Source organism: Achromobacter sp. NPDC058515, assembly GCF_042721735.1.
GTDB lineage: Bacteria > Pseudomonadota > Gammaproteobacteria > Burkholderiales > Burkholderiaceae_B > Achromobacter.
The window spans coordinates 208,081-226,064 of sequence record NZ_JBHXNI010000010.1 but is presented as its reverse complement, the minus strand read 5'-3'; the positions used below and the strand labels follow the sequence as shown (position 1 = coordinate 226,064).

The 17,984-nt window shown below is 66.7% G+C and carries 15 protein-coding genes; 12 read left to right on the top strand and 3 right to left on the bottom strand.

All coding sequences use genetic code 11. The features are described from left to right. Window positions 1-163: 163 nt before the first annotated feature. The 3 genes from ACFWP0_RS18650 (at window position 164) to ACFWP0_RS18640 (ending at window position 4,215) form a co-directional block, all read left to right on the top strand. Complete coding sequence (locus tag ACFWP0_RS18650; protein ID WP_377844469.1) at window positions 164-706, top strand: RNA polymerase sigma factor; 543 nt, start codon at window positions 164-166, stop codon at window positions 704-706. Then, the gene (locus tag ACFWP0_RS18645) at window positions 706-1,680 is read left to right on the top strand and encodes a FecR family protein (protein WP_377844467.1); all 975 of its coding nucleotides are present in this window, start codon (window positions 706-708) and stop codon (window positions 1,678-1,680) included. Before ACFWP0_RS18650 ends, ACFWP0_RS18645 begins: the two co-directional genes overlap by 1 nt. A gap of 111 nt (window positions 1,681-1,791) precedes the next feature. Next, window positions 1,792-4,215: a TonB-dependent siderophore receptor gene (locus tag ACFWP0_RS18640; RefSeq protein WP_377844465.1), complete on the top strand. Its 2,424-nt coding sequence runs from the start codon at window positions 1,792-1,794 to the stop codon at window positions 4,213-4,215. 12 nt (window positions 4,216-4,227) lie between these two features. On the opposite strand, the gene norR is transcribed toward ACFWP0_RS18640, so the two are convergent. Continuing rightward, window positions 4,228-5,757 (bottom strand): nitric oxide reductase transcriptional regulator NorR, encoded by a 1,530-nt coding sequence (gene norR, locus ACFWP0_RS18635; RefSeq protein WP_377844463.1) that lies wholly within the window; start codon window positions 5,755-5,757, stop codon window positions 4,228-4,230. Between the two features lie 151 nt (window positions 5,758-5,908). On the opposite strand from norR, the gene ytfE reads away from it, so the two are divergent. Both ytfE and ACFWP0_RS18625 read left to right on the top strand, forming a co-directional pair. Beyond that, window positions 5,909-6,589, top strand: coding sequence for an iron-sulfur cluster repair protein YtfE (gene ytfE, locus ACFWP0_RS18630; RefSeq protein WP_377844462.1), 681 nt, complete (start codon window positions 5,909-5,911; stop codon window positions 6,587-6,589). 68 nt (window positions 6,590-6,657) lie between these two features. After that, entirely contained in the window at window positions 6,658-7,068 is a 411-nt protein-coding gene (locus ACFWP0_RS18625) for a hemerythrin domain-containing protein (protein ID WP_377844460.1), read from the top strand. Between the two features lie 3 nt (window positions 7,069-7,071). Here the strand turns inward: ACFWP0_RS18625 and ACFWP0_RS18620 are convergent, their stop codons facing one another. Further along, window positions 7,072-7,380, bottom strand: a complete 309-nt coding sequence (locus ACFWP0_RS18620; protein WP_377844458.1) for a DUF1272 domain-containing protein — start codon at window positions 7,378-7,380, stop codon at window positions 7,072-7,074. 171 nt (window positions 7,381-7,551) lie between these two features. On the opposite strand from ACFWP0_RS18620, the gene ACFWP0_RS18615 reads away from it, so the two are divergent. The 7 genes from ACFWP0_RS18615 to ACFWP0_RS18585 all read left to right on the top strand — a co-directional run bounded on the left by ACFWP0_RS18615 (window position 7,552) and on the right by ACFWP0_RS18585 (window position 15,471). Next, the gene (locus ACFWP0_RS18615) at window positions 7,552-8,469 is read left to right on the top strand and encodes a DUF808 domain-containing protein (protein WP_377844457.1); all 918 of its coding nucleotides are present in this window, start codon (window positions 7,552-7,554) and stop codon (window positions 8,467-8,469) included. Window positions 8,470-8,688: 219 nt separating this feature from the next. Further along, window positions 8,689-9,552 carry an alpha/beta hydrolase gene (locus ACFWP0_RS18610; protein ID WP_377844455.1) on the top strand — a complete coding sequence of 288 codons (864 nt, stop codon included), beginning with the start codon at window positions 8,689-8,691 and terminating at the stop codon, window positions 9,550-9,552. 55 nt (window positions 9,553-9,607) lie between these two features. Then, window positions 9,608-10,552 (top strand): ABC transporter permease, encoded by a 945-nt coding sequence (locus ACFWP0_RS18605; protein WP_377844452.1) that lies wholly within the window; start codon window positions 9,608-9,610, stop codon window positions 10,550-10,552. Further along, window positions 10,549-11,370: an ABC transporter permease gene (locus ACFWP0_RS18600; protein ID WP_377844450.1), complete on the top strand. Its 822-nt coding sequence runs from the start codon at window positions 10,549-10,551 to the stop codon at window positions 11,368-11,370. Before ACFWP0_RS18605 ends, ACFWP0_RS18600 begins: the two co-directional genes overlap by 4 nt. Beyond that, window positions 11,367-13,022 (top strand): ABC transporter ATP-binding protein, encoded by a 1,656-nt coding sequence (locus ACFWP0_RS18595; protein WP_377844447.1) that lies wholly within the window; start codon window positions 11,367-11,369, stop codon window positions 13,020-13,022. Before ACFWP0_RS18600 ends, ACFWP0_RS18595 begins: the two co-directional genes overlap by 4 nt. Before the next feature lie 93 nt (window positions 13,023-13,115). Beyond that, window positions 13,116-13,736 (top strand): GntR family transcriptional regulator, encoded by a 621-nt coding sequence (locus ACFWP0_RS18590; protein WP_377844445.1) that lies wholly within the window; start codon window positions 13,116-13,118, stop codon window positions 13,734-13,736. Window positions 13,737-13,914: 178 nt separating this feature from the next. Continuing rightward, entirely contained in the window at window positions 13,915-15,471 is a 1,557-nt protein-coding gene (locus ACFWP0_RS18585; RefSeq protein WP_377844443.1) for an ABC transporter substrate-binding protein, read from the top strand. 937 nt (window positions 15,472-16,408) lie between these two features. Here ACFWP0_RS18585 and ACFWP0_RS18580 read toward each other — a convergent pair. Then, window positions 16,409-17,971 (bottom strand): ABC transporter substrate-binding protein, encoded by a 1,563-nt coding sequence (locus ACFWP0_RS18580; RefSeq protein WP_377844441.1) that lies wholly within the window; start codon window positions 17,969-17,971, stop codon window positions 16,409-16,411. Window positions 17,972-17,984: the final 13 nt, after the last annotated feature.

The window sequence follows — 17,984 nt, the reverse complement described above, 5'->3', positions numbered from 1 at the left end:
GTGCTCCAAGGCCTGAAGAGGCCGTGCGGCGCGAGGCCCGGAACCGCCCGGCGGCGGCTTAGTCACAAAAGCAATGCGATAAGAATCATTAACATCTAATATCTCGCCCTGGATGCGCGCCGGCTTGCTGTGGCCATGCGCCGGTATTTTCCTTAGGGGCATCATGGGGGAGCGGTTCTTCGGTGTGGTCGCCGAGGCGTACAAGACGTGGAATGCCGAGCTGGTCAGTTTCCTGAACCGGCAGCTAAAGCGTTCGCCCGATGCCGCCCAGGATATGGCGCAGGAGACGTTCGCCAAATGGCTCGCAGCCAGCGGCGGCGCGGAACAGCCGGAAAAGCCTCGCGCGTACCTGTATGAAATTGCGCGCAATCTACTGCGCGACCACTGGCGCCGCGAAGGCGTGCGCGGCGAGCATGTGGTGGCCAGCCTGGACGACCAGGGGTTCGAGCCGCCCGCGGGCAGCCTGACGGCGCATGCCGGCTTGCAGCCCGAAGCGCGCGCCGACGCCAACCAGCGCTTGCGGCTGCTGCAGGCCGCCATCGATGAGATGCCGCCGCGCCAGCGCGAGGCCTTCCTGCTTTATCGGTATGATGAGCTGCGCTGCGAGGAGATCGCCAGCCGCATGGGCATTTCGGTCCGGGCGGTGGAAAAGCACCTGCAATTGGCCCTGGCGCACTGCAAGCGCCGTGTCCAGGGCGAAGCCTGATGAACCCAACCCAACCTTTATCCGTCGTCGAAGCCGCCGCGAGCGCATGGTTCATGCGCCGGCGCGAAGGCATGCTCGATGCCGGCGCGGAACGCGACTTTCAGGCGTGGCTGGCGGCGTCGCCGCTGCACCGGCAGGAATACGAACGCCTTGCCCAGGTCTGGGACGATATGGCGGCGCTGCCGCGTCCGGCGTCCCGGCCCGCCGCATTGGCGTCCGTGGCGCCCCGCGGACAGCGCGCGCCGGGATTTCCCCGGTTCGCGAAGTGGGGCGGTGCGGTCGCGGCGCTGCTGGTCGCGATGGCGACCGGCTACCAGTACATGCCCGTCAGCTATACCTCGGTGGCCAATGCGTCCACGCAGACCCGCAGCCTGGACCTGCCCGACGGCACCCGCGTCCACGCCAATGTCGGCACGCGGGTCAGCGTGCGCTACACGCTGGCCGAACGGCACATCAGCATCGAAGGCGGCGAGGTATTCATTGACGCCGCGCCCGACCGGCGTCCGCTGATCGTGGCGGCGGGCGACGCTCGACTGCGCGACATCGGCACCGAATTCAACGTGCTGCTCTTGCCGGAGACGCTTCAGGTGGGCGTGCGCAGCGGCACCGTGCTGCTGGATGCGGGGGGAGCGGACGCCATGGCCACCCGCAGGCTGCAGGCCGGCGACACCGTGCAGCTTGCCCGCGGCCCGGGCGGGCAGATGCGGCAGCAGCGGGTTCCGTTGACCGAGGTCGGCGCCTGGCAGGATGGGGTGGTGGTGGTGCATGACGTGACGCTGCAGCAGCTCGCCGCCTATCTGGGGCTGCACCGCGACGCGCCCGTGCGGATCTCGGATCAGCGCGCAAGCAATCTGCGGCTGTCCGGCACGCTGGACCTGCGCCAGCCCGAGGCCTTCCTGGATGTCCTGCCCAGCCTGCTGCCGGTGACGCTGAACCGCAGGCAGGACGGAGCGGTGGTGATCGCCAGCCGCTAGCCGGGCGCTCGTGTTCCAGTGCGAATAATTATTTTTCTCGACACGTTCGGGTTCTGGCCGCTCGTGCGTCTTCCCCTGTGAAGCATCCATTTTTTATTCTGGGGAAAGACCATGGCGCCATGCCATTTTCAACGCCGGCTGAGCGTCGGCCGCTACGCAATCCTGTGCGCGTTGTCCGTGACGGCACTGGCGGGCGCAACCGTCGCGTCCCGGCCGGCCTACGCGCAAAGCGCCGTCTCGCTTGCCTTTGAGCTGCCCGCGGGCAGCATGGCCGATTCGCTGGTAAGCCTGGGCCGCCAGGCCCAGGTGCAGATCCTGTTCAGCCCCGGCTCGGTCGCCGGCATGGAAGCGCCCGCCGTGTCCGGCAAACTGACGCCGCAGGCCGCGCTGGACCGCCTGCTGGCCCGCAGCGGGCTGGTCGCGGTGCCCAGCGGATCGGGATTCATCGTTAGGGCGCCCGCCCCAACGAGCGGCGCGGACGCGACGACGCTGGCGCCGGTGACGGTCACGGGCCGGGACCTGGCCACGACCGAAGGCACGGGCTCCTACACGACCGCTGCGGTCACGATGGGCAAGAGCGTGCAAAGCCTGCGCGAGATCCCGCAGTCCGTGTCGGTGGTGACGCGCCAGTTGCTGGACGACCAGAACCTGGTGAACCTGGACGACGCCATGCGCACGGTGACCGGCGTCACGGTAGAGGCCGGCAGCATCGGCGGCAACCATGGAAATTTCTATTCGCGCGGCTATGCCCTGGACACGATCCAGGTGGATGGCGTCAATACGCCCGCAAGCACCGGCAATGACTTGTCCGCGGGGTTTGGCCTTGCCATCTACGACCGCATCGAAGTGCTGCGCGGCCCGGCCGGCCTGTTCCAGGGCGCGGGGGACCCGGGCGGCACGGTGAACCTGGTGCGCAAGCGCGCGCAGAAGGAATTCGCGTTCAGCGGCCAGGTCATGACGGGGTCATGGGACCGCTACTACGCCGACGCCGATATCACCGGCCCGCTGGACAGCGACGGCCGGCTGCGCGGGCGGCTGGTGGCGTCCTATGACGACCGCCGTTCCTTCGTGGACGGCGTCTATACCCGCAAGCCGCTGTTCTACGGCACCATGAGCCTGGACGTGACGCCGGACACGACGCTGACGGCGGGCGCGACCTACCAGCAGTACAAGGGCCGCCCCTTCTTCGGCCTGCCCGCCTACACCGATGGCCGGCTGCTGGACGTGCGCCGTTCGACCAACCTGGATCCCAGCTGGAACCACATCACCGAGGAAATCACCGAGTACTTCGCGGATGTGGAGCATCGCCTGTCGAACGGCGGGCGCATCAAGGTCAGCGGCCTCTACCGCGAGCAGGACGAGCCCAGCCGCGAATTCGGCTGGTCCGATTGCGCGGTGGACCCGGTCACTGGCGACACTTGCCTGGTGAGCTGGAAATACCGCAGCCACTGGAAAACCTACGGCCTGGACGCTTTCGTGGCCACGCCGTTCGAGGCCCTGGGGCGCAAGCACGAACTGATCGTGGGCGCCGACTATCGCAATATCCACAAGAACTTCCAGTACGGAGGCGGAGACAACGCGGACATCAATCTCTACCACCCGGACAACAACGTTCCCAAGCCGGACTACGAGTTCACCAACGGCAATGACGGCAAGACGGAGCAATACGGCCTGTACGCGCGCGCCAATCTGCGCGTGTCGGATGCCGCAACCGTCATCGCCGGCAGCCGCCTGACCTGGTGGAACAACAAGACAGCCAACCGCAACGCCTACTTCAACCAGTTCACCAACACCGACACCCGCATCAACGGCAAGTTCACGCCGTACCTGGGGCTGGTGGTGGACCTGAACGACCAGCTGTCGGCCTACACCAGCTACACCAGCATTTTCTCGCCGCAGACCACGACCGACGTCAACGGCCAGCCGCTGGACGCGCGCACCGGCAAGCAGCTGGAGGTCGGGCTGAAGGGCGAGTTCCTGGACAAGCGCCTGAACGGCCATGCCGCGCTGTTCCGCATGGACGACGAGAACCGCGCCATGACCGACCCGGACAATCCGCTGTTCTCGATGGCGGCGGGCAAGATGCGCAGCCAGGGCTTCGAGGCGGAGATCAGCGGCAGCCCGGCGCCGGGCTGGGACATCACCGCCGGCTACGCCTACACCACGACGAAGACCTTGAAGGGCACGGAGGACCAGAAGTCGCAGCAGTACGTCTTCATCACGCCGCGGCACACCTTCAATCTCTGGACCAAGTACTCGTTCGCGACCGGCGCGCTGGAAGGCTGGTCGCTGGGGGCGGGGGTGCGCAGCGTCAGCAGCATGTACCGGCTGAACGGCCCGGTGAAGTTCGAGCAGCGCCCGTACACCACGGTGTCCGCGCAGGCCGGGTATCGCTTCAACAAACATGTGGACGCGACACTGACGGTGAACAACCTGTTCGACAAGGTCTACTACCAGCGCGTGTGGGCGGCCTACGGGTCCAACTATTACGGCGAGCCGCGCAGCGTGATGCTGGCCGTGCGCTACGCAATGTGAGGCAGGCGCGGCTCAGGGCTTCAAGCCGATGCGCCGCGCCAGCTTGTGCAGGTTGCTGGGGTCCACGTCCAGCGCGCGTGCGGCCACCGCCCAGTTGCCTTGGTGCGCGTCCAGCGCGCGGCGGATCGCCTGGCGCTGGCAGGCATCCACGGCCTCGCGCAGCGACTGCGCGGGCGCGCCGGCTTCGGGCATGTCCGCCGGATCGTCGGCGAGGGATGCCGGCATGTCGCCATCGGACAGGTCCAGCAGCTTGACGCCCAGGGTCACGATTTCATTGCGGCTGGCGCCGTGGCTCACCGCCTTGATGGCCGCCCGGCTGATGACGTGTTCCAGCTCGCGCACGTTCCCCGGCCAGCGATAGCGGCGCAGCATCTCTTCGGCGTCGGGCGACAGCCGCAGGCTGCGCAGGCCGAGCCGCGCGCGGTTCAGTTCCAGGTAGCGCCCGGCCAGCAGCAGCACATCGTTGCCGCGGTCGCGCAGCGGGGGGATCGGGATCGGATAGACCGACAGGCGGTGGTAGAGGTCGGCCCGAAAGTCGCCGGCGCGCACCAGGTCGCGCAGGCTGCGGTTGGTGGCGGCCACGATGCGCACGTCCACCGTGCGGGGGCGGTCGTCTCCAAGCCGCTGGATTTCGCCGTTCTGCAGGGTGCGCAGCAGCTTGGCCTGCACCAGCAGGGGCAGCTCGCCCACTTCATCCAGGAACAGCGTGCCGCCGTTGGCGGCCTCGAACCGGCCGGGGCGGTCGGCGACGGCGCCGGAGAAGGCGCCCTTGGCGTGGCCGAACAGTTCGCTTTCGGCAAGCGATTCGGGCAGCGCGGCGCAGTTCACGTGCACCAGCGGCTTGTCGCGGCGGCGCGAAAGGCCGTGCACGCGGTGCGCGAACAGCTCCTTGCCCACGCCGGTCTCGCCCAGCAGGAGGATCGGCAATTCCGAGTCGGCCACAACCTCGATCTCGTGCAGCAGGCGGCCGATGGATTCGCTTTGCCCGAGGATCTCGCTGCCGGCGGGGGCGGCATTGTCCGCCGGCGCCGGGCCGCGCGCCACGCGCAGCGCGCGGATCTCGGCTTCCAGGCGGGTGGTCCGCAGCGCGGCCTCCAGCAGCACGATGTAGTCGCGCAGGTCGGATTGGGCCTCGGCGTCGAAGGTGCCGACCTCCAGCGCATCCAGCGTCAGCACGCCCCAGGTCCGGCCTTCGATGTGCAGGCTGGTGCCCATGCAATCGTGCACGGGCAGCGGCTCGCCGGCCATGCCGTTGATCAGGCCGTCGTAGGGATCGGGCAGGGTGCTGTCATGGTGAAAGCAGGTGACGCCGCGCCGGCCCAGGATGGCGGCCAGGCGGGGGTGCTGCTGCACGGCAAAGCGGCGGCCCAGCGCGTCTTGCGTCAGGCCGTCCACGGCGATGGGGCGCAGGTGGTCTTCTTCCAGCTGGAGCAGCGCCACCGCGCCGCAGCGAAAGTGCGTGCGCAAGCTGGAGACCAGCCGCTGAAGGCGGACGGCGGGAGGGAGGTCGGCGACCAAGTCGGCAAGCAGGAGGTTTTGCATGGGTGAATTCTACCGTCTGAAGGTGAATAGAACCCTGCTTTAGGAGGGTTATATCTACCCTTTAATTCGCAAGCGCTTGATAAAACGCAATTTTTTTCTGGCACGGTTTTCGCGTCTATCCCAGTACCGTCAAGATCAATGGAGAGACGCGATGAGCATGGTTGAGCAATCCCTGGGCCAGTTGGCCCGCAGCATTCCCGGCGCGACGCAGGTGTTTCATGAATACGAACTGGATTTTTGCTGTGGCGGCAAGAAAAGCCTGGCGGAGGCGGCAGCCCAGCGTTCGCTGGACGTCGCGCAGATCGAAGCGCGCCTGATCGCGCTGGCCCAGAACCCCGCAGCGGAAAAGGACTGGGGCCTGGCGTCGCCGGCCGAACTGGTGGACCACATCCTGGAGCGCTACCACGAGGTGCACCGGCAGCAGTTGCCCGAGCTGATCCGTCTGGCGCTGAAGGTGGAGCAGGTGCACGCCGACAGCCCGGACTGCCCGACCGGCCTGGCCGACCATCTGCGCGGCATGCAACAGGAACTGGAAAGCCACATGCAGAAAGAAGAGCAGGTGCTGTTCCCCATGCTGGCGCGCGGCCATGGCGGCATGGCGACCATGCCGATCATGGTGATGCGCATGGAGCATGACGACCACGGCGTGGCGCTGGAACGCTTGCTGGCGTTGACCAACAACGCGACCCTGCCGCGCGCCGCCTGCAATACCTGGCGCGCGCTGTACCTGGGCATCCGCCAGTTCAAGGAAGACCTGATGGCGCACATCCACCTGGAAAACAACATCCTGTTCGAAAACGCTGCGGCAGCGGCGGCGCGTCCCCGCGCCTGAAGGGCGCTTGCGGCATTGAAGAAAAGGCGGGGCCCGCCGGCCCCGCGGCATCAGTCGGGAAGGCCGGTATGAATATCGATAAGTTCAAGCAACAGCACGTGGATATCCTGCAAGGCATTGCGTCGCTACGCCGGCTGGCGCAGGCGGGCGTGGCGCGCAACGCGGCCGGGATCGCGCAGGGCATCGTGTCCATCAGCGCCACCATCAAGCTGCATCTGGCGGTCGAGGACCGGGCGCTGTATCCGGCCGTGGCGCGCAGCCGTGACCTCGACCTGGCAAGAAAGGGCCGGGAGTTCCAGGAGGAAATGGACGCGATCGCCGCCGCCTACGAGGCGTTCGCCAGGCGCTGGAACAACGCGCGCAGCCTGGAACTGGACGAAGAGGGTTTTCGCGTCGACGCCAACACGGTGCTGCGCCGCGTCCACGAGCGGATGCAGCGCGAAAACCGCGATCTGTACCCGCGCATTGAAGCGATGTAGCGCCTAGCGGTCCTGGGGCGCGATGCCCTCCAGGCTGCGGCGCAAGGCTTCGTGCGCGGCCAGGTCCACGGGGCGGTGCCTGCGCTCCGTGCTGGCGGGGTGCCTGCCCAGGAAATTGCCGCCCTTGCGGTCGCTGGCCGGCCGCACGGGGCGGGGCACGAAGCCGCCGCCGCAGTTGGGACAGACATTGCCCAATATGCGATCCGCGCAGTCGGCGCAGAAGGTGCACTCAAAACTGCATATCCTGGCCAGGCCGGATGCCGGCGGCAGGGCGGTGTCGCAGTGTTCGCAGGTGGGACGCAAGGCAAGCATGGAAGACTCCTGGGCGGGGGATGCCGACGGGCTAGCGTAGGTCTCCCGGAGCTTACCCGGCCATGCCCGATCCGGACACAAAGGGAATGAAAACGGCCAATCGCGTTGCACGAATCCGGCCCCCGTCGCCTGTACACTCGGAAAACCTTATGGGGCAAGAGGGGATCCTTGATGGCCGGAAGCAGTTTCTTCGCATTGTTCGACGATATCGCCACGATTCTGGATGACGTTTCCGTCATGACCAAGGTGGCGGCCAAGAAGACCGCCGGCGTGCTGGGCGACGACCTGGCCCTGAACGCGCAGCAGGTCAGCGGGGTGCCGGTCAACCGGGAGCTGCCGGTGGTGTGGGCGGTGGCCAAGGGTTCCTTCATCAACAAGCTGATCCTCGTGCCCGCGGCGCTCCTGATCAGCGCGTTCGCGCCCTGGGCCGTGACGCCGTTGCTGATGCTGGGCGGCGCGTTTCTCTGCTACGAGGGCGTCGAGAAGCTGGCGCACAAGTACCTGTCGCACGGCGAATCCGCCGAAGGCCATCACGCGGCGCGCGCCGAAGCCCTGCAGAACGAGGCGGTCGACATGGTCGCCTTCGAGCGCACCAAGATCAAAGGCGCCGTGCGCACCGACTTCATCCTGTCGGCCGAAATCATCGTCATCAGCCTGGGGGCGGTGGCTGGCGCCGACTTCACCCGCCAGGTGTCGGTGCTGTCCATCATCGCCATCGCGATGACGGTCGGCGTCTATGGCCTGGTGGCGGGCATCGTCAAGCTGGACGACCTGGGCCTGTACCTGAGCCAGAAGTCCTCGCAGGCCACGGCCTGGCTGGGCAAGCGCATCGTGGGGGCGGCGCCCTATCTGATGAAGACGCTGTCCGTGGTGGGCACCGCCGCCATGTTCATGGTCGGCGGCGCCATCCTGACCCACGGCATCCCGCCCGTGCATGCCGCCATCGAACATGCCGCCGCGGCGGTGGGCGGGGGCGGCGTCGTCCAGGCGCTGATCTCCACCCTGCTCAACGCCTTATTCGGCGTCGTGGCCGGGGCCGCGGTGCTGGGCGTGGTCGGCATCGTCAAGCGGCTGTTCAAGAAAGGCTGAGGCCGGCGCCGGCGCACAGCGCCGGCGCGTTCTTCTTCAGCAACACTGCGCGGATCGCATCGCAAGCCGCGCGAGCCCCCATCGCTCGTCCTAGGGAATCCCCTGCCTTGTTGTGCCGAATTGCATGCGCCTAAAATTGGCGCCAATTTATGTGATTATTGTTTCGACCACCGGCACAGACCATGCGCCCGCCGACGCGGCCATGGAAACGAGGAAATCATGCAGTCCAACGCAGCACTCGCCATCCAGCCCGACGCCGCCCGCGCACGGGCCATCTACGACCTGGGCCACAGCACCGTCTTTTCCGCGCGCACCGATCCGCGCTTTTCCTATTGCATGTACGTGCCGCCGCATATCGACACGGCCAGGCATCCGATGGAGCTGGTGGTGATCATGCACGGCACGGGCCGGGCGTTCGTGGAGTACCGCGACGCGTTCGCGGAGTTCGCCCGCTGGAACGACTGCATCGTGCTGTGCCCGCTGTTTCCCGTCGGCCCGCTGGGCGACGGCAATCGCGACGGCTTCAAGCAGCTGCGCGAAGGCGAGATCCGCTATGACCAGGTGTTGCTGGACATGGTGGCGGAGGTAGGCGAGAAGTTCGGCCGCGATTTCAAGCAGTTCGCGCTGTTCGGCTATTCCGGCGGCGGCCAGTTCGTGAACCGCTTTGCGCTGCTGCACCCGGAAAGCCTGTGGGCCGTGTCGATCGGCGCGCCGGGCTCGGTGACGCTGCTGGATCCGGGCCAGGACTGGTGGGTGGGCGTGCGCGACGCGGAAGCCCGCTTCGGCAAGCGCATCGACGTCGACGCCTTGAAGCAGGTGGCCGTGCACATGATCGTCGGCAAGGCCGACCTGGAAACCTGGGAAATTACCCACCGCGAAGGCGGCAAATTCTTCATGCCGGGCGCCAACGCCGCCGGCAAGAACCGCCCCGAGCGCCTGGAATCGCTGCGCCGCTCGTTCGAGGCGGCCGGCGTGAACGTGACGCTGGACATGGTGGAAAACGTGCCGCACGACGGCCTGAAGTGCGTCGGCCAGGTCCAGGACTTCCTGGCCACGGCGCTTGCCAGGCTGCGCAATGCGTAACACCGACATCAAGGCGGGCGCACTGCGCGCCCGCGCCGCGCAATAGGAGAGGGCCATGCTGCGTTTCGCGCTATCCCGTATCGTCATGGCCGTGCCCACCCTGCTGATCGTGGCGGTGGCCGTGTTCGTGATGATCCGGCTCATCCCCGGCGATCCCGCCCAATTGCTGCTGGGCGACCTGGCGACGCCGGCCGCGCTGGCGGACCTGCGGGCGCGGCTGGGCCTGGACCAGACCTGGGCCGAGCAGTTCGGCATCTGGTTCGGCAACATGCTGCACGGCGACCTGGGCTCGTCCATCAATACCGGCCAGCCGGTGCTGCCCCTGGTGTGGGACCGCTTCCTGATCAGCGGCCGCGTGGTGCTGGTGGCGGTGCTGTTCGCCGCGCTGGTGGCCGTGCCGGCCGGCATGATCGCCGCCTGGAAGCAGAACAAGGCGCCCGACCTGATCCTGGTGGGCGCGGCGACGCTGCTGGTGTCCATTCCCACGTTCTGGCTGGGCCTCCTGCTCCTGATCTTCTTCGGCCTGAAGCTGCAATGGCTGCCGGTGGTGGGCTATGTGTCCATCGGCGAGGACTGGAAGGCCGGCCTGCTGTACCTGGCCATGCCCATCCTGACGCTGTTCCTGCACGAGATCGGCGTGCTGATGCGCATGGCGCGCGCCAGCACGCTCGAAGTGCTGCGGCTGGACTACATCACCCACGCCCGCGCCAAGGGCCTGTCGGAATCCGCCGTGCTGATGCGCCACGCCTTCCGCAACGCCTTCGGCCCGACCTGGACGCTGATCGGCCTGGTGCTGGGCAACCTGCTGGGCGGCATCGCGGTGGTGGAAACGGTGTTCACCATTCCCGGCCTGGGCCGGCTGCTGGTGGATTCGATCTTCGCCCGCGACTATCCCGTCATCCAGGGCTGCCTGCTGTTCGTGGGCGTGGTCTACGTGATCGTGAACCTGCTCATCGACCTCTGCTACCCCATCTTCGACCCGAGAGTGACCGCCGAATGAAAAAGCGAATTGCAGCCAACGCGCTCCTGGGCGGCCTACTCGTCGCCGTGGTGCTCGTCGCGGCCATCATGGGCGCCGTCTGGACGCCGCATGATCCGCTGAAGATCAACTTCGTCGCGCGGCTGAAGCCGCCCGGCGGGGATTTCCTGCTGGGCACCGACGAGTTCGGCCGCGACGAGCTGTCGCGCCTGCTGGCCGGCGCCTCCAGCAGCGTCTGGATCAGCCTGCTGACGGTGACGTTCGCCATCGTCGCCGGCACGGCCATCGGCACCCTGACCGGCTTTGTGCGCGGCTGGACCGACCGCATCATCATGGCCTTCAACAACGCGCTGCTGGCCTTTCCCGGCCTGCTGCTGGCGCTGGGCCTGCTGGCCGTGGTGGGCGCGAACAAGTACGGCATCATCCTGGCGCTGGGCCTGGCCTATACGCCCTCGGTGACGCGGATCGTGCGCGGCACGGTGCTGTCGCTGCGCGAGAAGGAGTTCATCGAATCCTCCCGCGTGCTGGGCAATTCCGAGCTCTACACCATGTTCCGCCACGTGCTGCCCAACTGCGTGGCGCCGCTGACCGTGCTGGCCACTTCCATGTTCGGCTGGGTGATCCTGGCGGAAAGCGCGCTGTCCTTCCTGGGCCTGGGCGTTCCGCCGCCCGCGCCCACCTGGGGCAACATGCTGGCCGCCGCGCGGCCGTTCATGGCCCAGGCTTCGTATCTTTCCATCCTTCCCGGCCTGGCCATCGCGCTCGCGCTGCTGGGGATCAACCTGCTGGGCGACGCGGTGCGAGACCGTCTCGATCCCCGCATGAGGGGCGTGCAATGAGCGCACTGGTATCCGTATCGAATCTGTCCTTGACGGTGGGCGCGGGTGGACGCGAGATCGTCAGCGGCGTGTCCTTCGAGGTGGCGCCGGGCGAGATGGTCGGCATTGTCGGGGAATCCGGCAGCGGCAAGACCCAGGCCGCGCGCGCCATCATGGGCCTGACCCCGCCGCCGCTGGTGGTGGCGGGCGGCTCCATCCTGTTCGAAGGCGTGGACGTCGCGACAGCCAGCCAGCCCGTGCTGCGCAAGCTGCGCGGCGCGCGCATCGGCATGGTGTTCCAGGAGCCCATGACCTCGCTCAACCCGTCCATGCCCATCGGGCGCCAGCTGGACGAGGGCCTGAAACTGCACCGCAAGGACCTGTCGACCGCCGCGCGCCGCGAACGCATCCTGGAGATGCTGCGACGCGTGGGCATCCGCGATCCGAAGGCGGCGATGGAGGCCTGGCCCCACGAATTCTCGGGCGGCATGCGCCAGCGCATGATGCTGGCGTCGGTGATGCTGCTGGAGCCCGCGCTCCTGATCGCCGACGAGCCCACCACCGCGCTGGACGCAGTGGTGCAGCGCGACGTGCTGGAACTGATGGTGGACCTGACGCGCGAACACCATACGGCGGTGCTGATGATCAGCCATGACCTGCCGATGGTGGCGCGCTACACCGAGCGCATGGTGGTGATGCAGCACGGCAAGGTGCTGGAAACCGGCACCACGGCCGGCATTCTTGAACGCCCGCAGCATCCCTACACGCGCAAGCTGCTGGACGCCATGCCGCGCCGGCTGCCGGCGCGTCCGGCGACAAAGGAAGCGCCCATCGTCGAGGTCAGGAACCTGGTGGTGGACTACGCGGGCCATCAGCGCCTGTTCTCCCGCACGGGCGCCAAGCGGGCGTTGAACGGCATCGACCTGTACGTGAAGCCGCGGGAAGTGGTGGCGGTGGTGGGCGGTTCGGGCTCGGGCAAGACGACGCTGGGCCGGGCCATTGCGGGGCTGCTGGCGCCGACGTCCGGCCAGATCCTGTTCCGCAACCAGCAGGTGAGCCGCCGCTCGGCCGCCTGGCGCGATTACCGGCTGAATTGCCAGATGGTGTTCCAGGACCCGTACTCGTCGCTGGACCCGCGCATGACCATCGGCCAGCTCGTGGGCGAAGGCCTGCGGATGCTGGACGACATGCCCGCCGCCGACAAGCGCCGCCGGGTCGACGAGGTGTTGGCGGAGGTCGGGCTGGGGTCGGAATACGCCAAGCGCTTTCCGCACGAAATGTCAGGCGGCCAGCGCCAGCGCGTGGCGATCGCGCGCGCCATCGTGCGCCGTCCGGCATTCGTGATCGCCGACGAACCTGTGTCCGCGCTGGACGTGACCGTGCGCGCGCAGGTGCTGGACTTGTTTGCCGACCTGCAGGAGCGGCACGGCTTTTCCTGCCTGTTCATCAGCCACGACCTGGGCGTGGTGGAGCAGGTGGCCGACCGCGTGGTGGTGATGCGGGACGGCGGCATCGTCGAGCAGGGCACGCGCGACGCCGTGTTCGACCAGCCGCAAGAGGAATACACCCGCAGCCTGCTGTCGGCGATTCCGGCGCTGGAGTCCACCGATACGGGCGGGGTGCGCCTGCGCTGGCGGCTCGACCAGCAGGAGCCCCTTCTGGCAAGCGCATGAGGGGGGCGGGTTTCCCGGGGGGCGGCGCGCGTCGTTCCCGCCGGGACTTATGCCTAAAATACGCGCTTCGGATTTGATTGACGGGAGTGGTCCATGCCGAAAGCGGCGGCGACACAGCCCGGCCTGGTTGATCGCATTGCCCATGATATTCAAGCGGGCGTGTATGGTCCCGGCGCCTGGCTGAAGCAGATCGACCTGCAGGAACGTTACGACGCCAAGCGTCTGGACGTCCGGCGGGCGCTAGACCAATTGGCCGCCAAGCGGCTGATTGCGCATATCCCGAACCGGGGCTACCACGTGTACGCCATGGATCCGGACCAGCATTTGCAGATCCGCGACATCCGCGTCCTGCTGGAGACCGGCGCCGCCGCGGACCTGATGCCCAACGTCACGGCGGCCAAGGTGCGCGCGCTGCGCACGCTGGCCGAGCGCTTCGCCAAGCTGCTGCAGGACGGCACCTTGCTGGAGCAGTACGAGGTCAACCTGGCCTTTCATGCCGCCCTGTACGACCTGTGCAGCAACCGCGAACTGGCCGCGCTGATCCAGGAGACGCGCGCCCGCGGCCCTGCCGCGCCGGCCAAGGAATGGGTGACTCGTTCACGCATCGAGATTTCCGCCCGCGAGCACTTCGACATGGTTGAAGCCCTCGAAGCGCGCGACGTGAAGCGCCTGCAGAAGATCATTGCCCAGCACGTCGGCCAGGATATTTCCTGAGCCTGCGCGTTCCCTGAAAGAACGGCGGCGCTCCCGGACGGGGGGCCGCTGTTCTTCGTTTCCGCCATCCTTCAGGGATACCCCCGATAGCGCCGCCCAGCATTCTGCTCATAATGGTCAGCTAATTTTGGCGCCAATATATGCGTGAATTTTGCGCCGCACGCCGGGGAGTCTTTGCATGCACCACGTTTTTGTTCCCAGAGCGCTTGCGCTCAGCCTGGCCCTGGCCGCCGCTTGCTCGGCCCAGGCCGCGCAGCTCACCATTGCCCAACCGGCCGACATCCGTTCCACCAACCCCGGCGTCAACCGCGACAACACCACGGACGGCGTGGTGCTCAACATTGTCGAAGGCCTCGTCGGCTACCGCGAAAACGGCACCGTGGGCCCGCTGCTGGCCAAGTCGGTGGACCTGTCCGAAGACGGCCTGACCTATACCTTCAAGCTGCGCGAAGGCGTGAAGTTCCACAATGGCGCCACGCTGACCTCGGCCGACGTGATCTGGAACTGGCAGCGCTACATGGATCCGAAGACGGACTGGCGCTGCCGCAGCGACTTCGACGGCCGCAACGGCCTGAAGGTGACGGACGTGTCCGCGCCGGACGCGCAGACCGTGGTGATGAAGGTGGATCGCAAGTCGGCGGTGTTCCTGGATTCCCTGGCGCGTACCGACTGCGGCATGACGGCCATCATCTCCAGGGATTCGGTCGCGGCGGACGGCTCCTGGATCAAGCCCGTGGGCACCGGCCCTTACGCCTTCAAGGAATGGAAGCGCGGCGAGTACACGCTGCTGACCGCGTTCAAGGACTACGTGTCCCCGCCGGGCGACAAGTCGGACGGCTACGTGGGATCCAAGCGCCCGCTGGTGGAGGACGTGAAGTTCCTGGTGGTGCCGGACCCGTCCACGTCCAAGGCCGGCCTGATGTCGGGCGCCATCGACGCCAGCCAGATCACCAATACCGACGTGGGCGAACTGAAAAGCGCGAAGAACCTGTCGGTGTTCAGCCCGCACGATGCGGTCAAGCACGTGCTGCTGTTCCAGACCGATGACCCGGTGTTGAAGAACGTGAAGATCCGCCAGGCGATCGCGGCGTCGCTGGATATCCCGCAAGTGGTGGCGGCCGCCTCCGAAGGCCTGGGCCAGCTGAACAACTCCGCTGTCTATGCCGGCTCGGCGTACTACAAGGACGCGGAAAAGCGCAGCTACAAGTACGACCCGGCCCGCGCGCAGCAATTGCTCAAGGAAGCGGGCTATAAGGGCGAGCCCGTCGTCATCTACGCCAATAAGCGCGCCCACGTGCCGAGCTACCAGGTCGCGGTGATCGCCCAGGCGATGATGCAGTCGGTGGGCATCAACGCCAAGATCGAGGTGCTGGAATGGGCGACGCAGCTGGACCGCTACAACACCGGCAAGTACCAGATCAGCTCGTTCTCGTTCTCGTCGCGGCTGGATCCTTCGCTGAGCTTCGAGCAGTTCTCGGGCGACAAGGCGAAGCAGCCGCGCAAGGTCTGGGATGATCCCGCGGCGCAGAAGCTGATCGACGAGAGCTTCCTGGAATCCGACCCGGCCAAGCGGCAGGCCCTGTTCGACCAGCTGCATGCCTTGATGCTGGAGCAGACGCCGATGCTGATGCTGTACAACGGGGCGGATGCGTGGGCTAGCAATAGGCGTGTCGAGGGCTTCTCGGTCTGGGAGGGGAAGCCGCGGGCATGGGAGACTAAGGTAGTGGCGAAGTAGGGGTTTTTGTGTGAGGCGGTTGCTGGTTCCTTAGGCGCTTGTTGCTGGTTCTTTAGGCGCTTGTTGCTGGTCCTTGTGACGCTTGCCGTGGGTTCTTGAGACGCCTGGCGCGTCGGGGGCCTGGGGGGCGCGGGGTTCTTGAGGTTCCCGCCACGGGTGGGGTGTGGCGGTGGATCTTGCGGGGCCCGTCCCCGGCCGGGTGTAGTGGTCTCGAACTAGGTGTCTGACACCCATGAGGCGGCGGCTCAACCTGAAGACCGTCTCACACGGGTGTCAGACACCGGCAGATACTGCCTGACCAGGGTCTGATACCGATGAAACGCCGAACTAGGTGTCTGACACCCATAAGGCGGCGGCTCAAGCTGAAGACCGTCTCAGACGGGTGTCAGACACCGGCAGATACTGCCTGACCAGGGTCTGATACCGATGAAACGCCGAACTAGGTGTCTGACACCCATGAGGCGGCGGCTCAAGCTGAAGACCGTCTCACACGGGTGTCAGACACCGGCAGCTCACACGGGTGTCAGACACCGGCAGAGCAATGGCAGGGCCAAGATTTTCGGCTCTTCGCTAATCGCCATTTCAACTCCAGTGCCCATCACCGCGCCTCCCCTTGAAGCGAGCGCCATTGGCGAACCAGCCGACGCATTCGCGCAAGCGAACACCGCATCGACGCCCCAACGCCCATATGCCGAAATGCAGCCGCCCGGGCGGCTGCATTTCGGCGACTCCGCGGATTCCCTGCCCTGACCACGGCGCTAGCAGCGCGACAACCCCAGACACTCGTAGCCCACCGCCCGCATCGCCGGGCGACCTACGAAGATCCTGCTACGGGCAACGCGCCAGCTACCTACGAAGACCCTGCCACGAACAATCCGCCACGTTGCCTACGAAGCCCTCGCCACGCCCCAAGCACCTGCCCCCATGGCAGCAAAGCTCACTTCGCCACCCGTTCCACTTCCCAAGCCCGCGGCTTTTTCACAGCCCATGGCTGGTATCCCTTCACATCCGCCCGATAAGCGCCGATATCCAGCCCGTTATACAAAGGAATGCTGGGCACGTCCGCCAGGAACAGCTTATGCAGTTGATCGAACGAAGCCTGCCGCTTCGCATGGTCCGTGTCCACCGACGCCGCGTCGATCAGCTTTTGCGCTTCCGGGTTGTCCCAGACCTTGCGCGGCTGCTTCGCCTTGTCGCCCGTCACCATCTCGTAGTTCAGCGCCGCGTCCAGGCGGGCGGAGTAGGGGAAGGTCATCATCTGGTAGGTGCCGGCGTTATAGCGGTCGAGCTGCGTGGCCCATTCCACCACCGACAGCTGGGCATTGATGCCCACCGACTGCAGCATCGCCTGGATGATGACGGCGGAGTTATAGGACTGCGGGTAGCGCTTGGTGGTCAGGATCGCCAGTTCCTGGCCTTTGTAGCCGGCTTCCTTCAGCAGCTTCTGCGCCGCTGCCGGATCGTAGTTCCAGCCTTGCTTCTGGGCGGCGTCATAGTAGGGCGACACCAGCGGCACGACGGAATTATTGGGCTGGGCCAGGCCTTCGGTCACGGCGGCGGCCAGTTGCTTGTAGTCGATCGCGTGGGCCAGGGCCTGGCGCATCTTCGGGTTGGACAGCACCGGGTCCTTGGTCTGCAGCAGCAGCGCCGTCATGCTCATGACCGGCGCGTAAGCGACCTTGACGTTGGGCGTGCCTTGCAGCACCGGCACATCGTTGTTGGAGACGTCTTCAATCACGTCGATGTTGCCGCGCTGCAGGGCGGCCTTGGCGGTGGAGTCGTCGGGCACGATCATGAAGCGCACCTCGTCCACCAGCGGGCGCTTGGAGCCGGTGTAGCCGTCGCGCTTGCCGTCCAAGTTGGCGTAGCCCGCGTATTTGGTCAGGCGTATGTACTCGCCGCGCTTCCATTCGGCCAGTTCGAAGGGGCCGGTGCCGATGGGCTTGTCCCAGGCGCCGTCCGCGCGGACGGAGTCCTTGGACAGGATGCCGGTGCCGCCGCAGTCTGTGCGGGCCAGCGAGGCAAGGAACAGGCTGCTGGGCTTTTCCAGGCGATAGACGACGGTGTGCGCGTCCGGCGCTTCCACGCCCGTGACCTTGACGGCGCCGCGTCCGTCGAATTCGCTGGCGCAGCGCCAGCCGGCATTGGCCGCCGTGTAGTGCTGCCAGGTCCACAGCACGTCGGCGGAGGTCAGCGGCTTGCCGTTGTGGAATTTGACGCCGTCGCGCAGCTTGAAGGTGTAGGTCTTGCCGTCGGGGCTGATGTCGACGGACCGGGCCAGCAGCGGACGGACCTCGGCGTCTTCGCCGTAGGCGACCAGGCCCTCGACGATGTGCAGCACCACGGCGTCGCTGTTGCTGTCGCGATTGACGCCCGGTTCGGTCGAGCGGATGTCGGCGGTGAGCGAGATGCGCAGCGGCTGGGCCGTCTGCGCGCTGGCCGCGCCGGCAAGGCCGGCAAGCGCCAGCGCAACCGCGGCGCTCAATTGACGGATCTTCATTGATACTTCCTCG

Coding starts and splice junctions, on each gene's coding strand:
- ACFWP0_RS18620 (WP_377844458.1), bottom strand. CDS start 7,380: ATGCTTGCCTTGCGTCCCACCTGCGAACACTGCGACACCGCCCTGCCG.
- norR (WP_377844463.1), bottom strand. CDS start 5,757: ATGCAAAACCTCCTGCTTGCCGACTTGGTCGCCGACCTCCCTCCCGCC.
- ACFWP0_RS18590 (WP_377844445.1), top strand. CDS start 13,116: ATGCCGAAAGCGGCGGCGACACAGCCCGGCCTGGTTGATCGCATTGCC.
- ytfE (WP_377844462.1), top strand. CDS start 5,909: ATGAGCATGGTTGAGCAATCCCTGGGCCAGTTGGCCCGCAGCATTCCC.
- ACFWP0_RS18640 (WP_377844465.1), top strand. CDS start 1,792: ATGGCGCCATGCCATTTTCAACGCCGGCTGAGCGTCGGCCGCTACGCA.
- ACFWP0_RS18650 (WP_377844469.1), top strand. CDS start 164: ATGGGGGAGCGGTTCTTCGGTGTGGTCGCCGAGGCGTACAAGACGTGG.
- ACFWP0_RS18625 (WP_377844460.1), top strand. CDS start 6,658: ATGAATATCGATAAGTTCAAGCAACAGCACGTGGATATCCTGCAAGGC.
- ACFWP0_RS18605 (WP_377844452.1), top strand. CDS start 9,608: ATGCTGCGTTTCGCGCTATCCCGTATCGTCATGGCCGTGCCCACCCTG.
- ACFWP0_RS18600 (WP_377844450.1), top strand. CDS start 10,549: ATGAAAAAGCGAATTGCAGCCAACGCGCTCCTGGGCGGCCTACTCGTC.
- ACFWP0_RS18580 (WP_377844441.1), bottom strand. CDS start 17,971: ATGAAGATCCGTCAATTGAGCGCCGCGGTTGCGCTGGCGCTTGCCGGC.
- ACFWP0_RS18610 (WP_377844455.1), top strand. CDS start 8,689: ATGCAGTCCAACGCAGCACTCGCCATCCAGCCCGACGCCGCCCGCGCA.
- ACFWP0_RS18585 (WP_377844443.1), top strand. CDS start 13,915: ATGCACCACGTTTTTGTTCCCAGAGCGCTTGCGCTCAGCCTGGCCCTG.
- ACFWP0_RS18645 (WP_377844467.1), top strand. CDS start 706: ATGAACCCAACCCAACCTTTATCCGTCGTCGAAGCCGCCGCGAGCGCA.
- ACFWP0_RS18615 (WP_377844457.1), top strand. CDS start 7,552: ATGGCCGGAAGCAGTTTCTTCGCATTGTTCGACGATATCGCCACGATT.
- ACFWP0_RS18595 (WP_377844447.1), top strand. CDS start 11,367: ATGAGCGCACTGGTATCCGTATCGAATCTGTCCTTGACGGTGGGCGCG.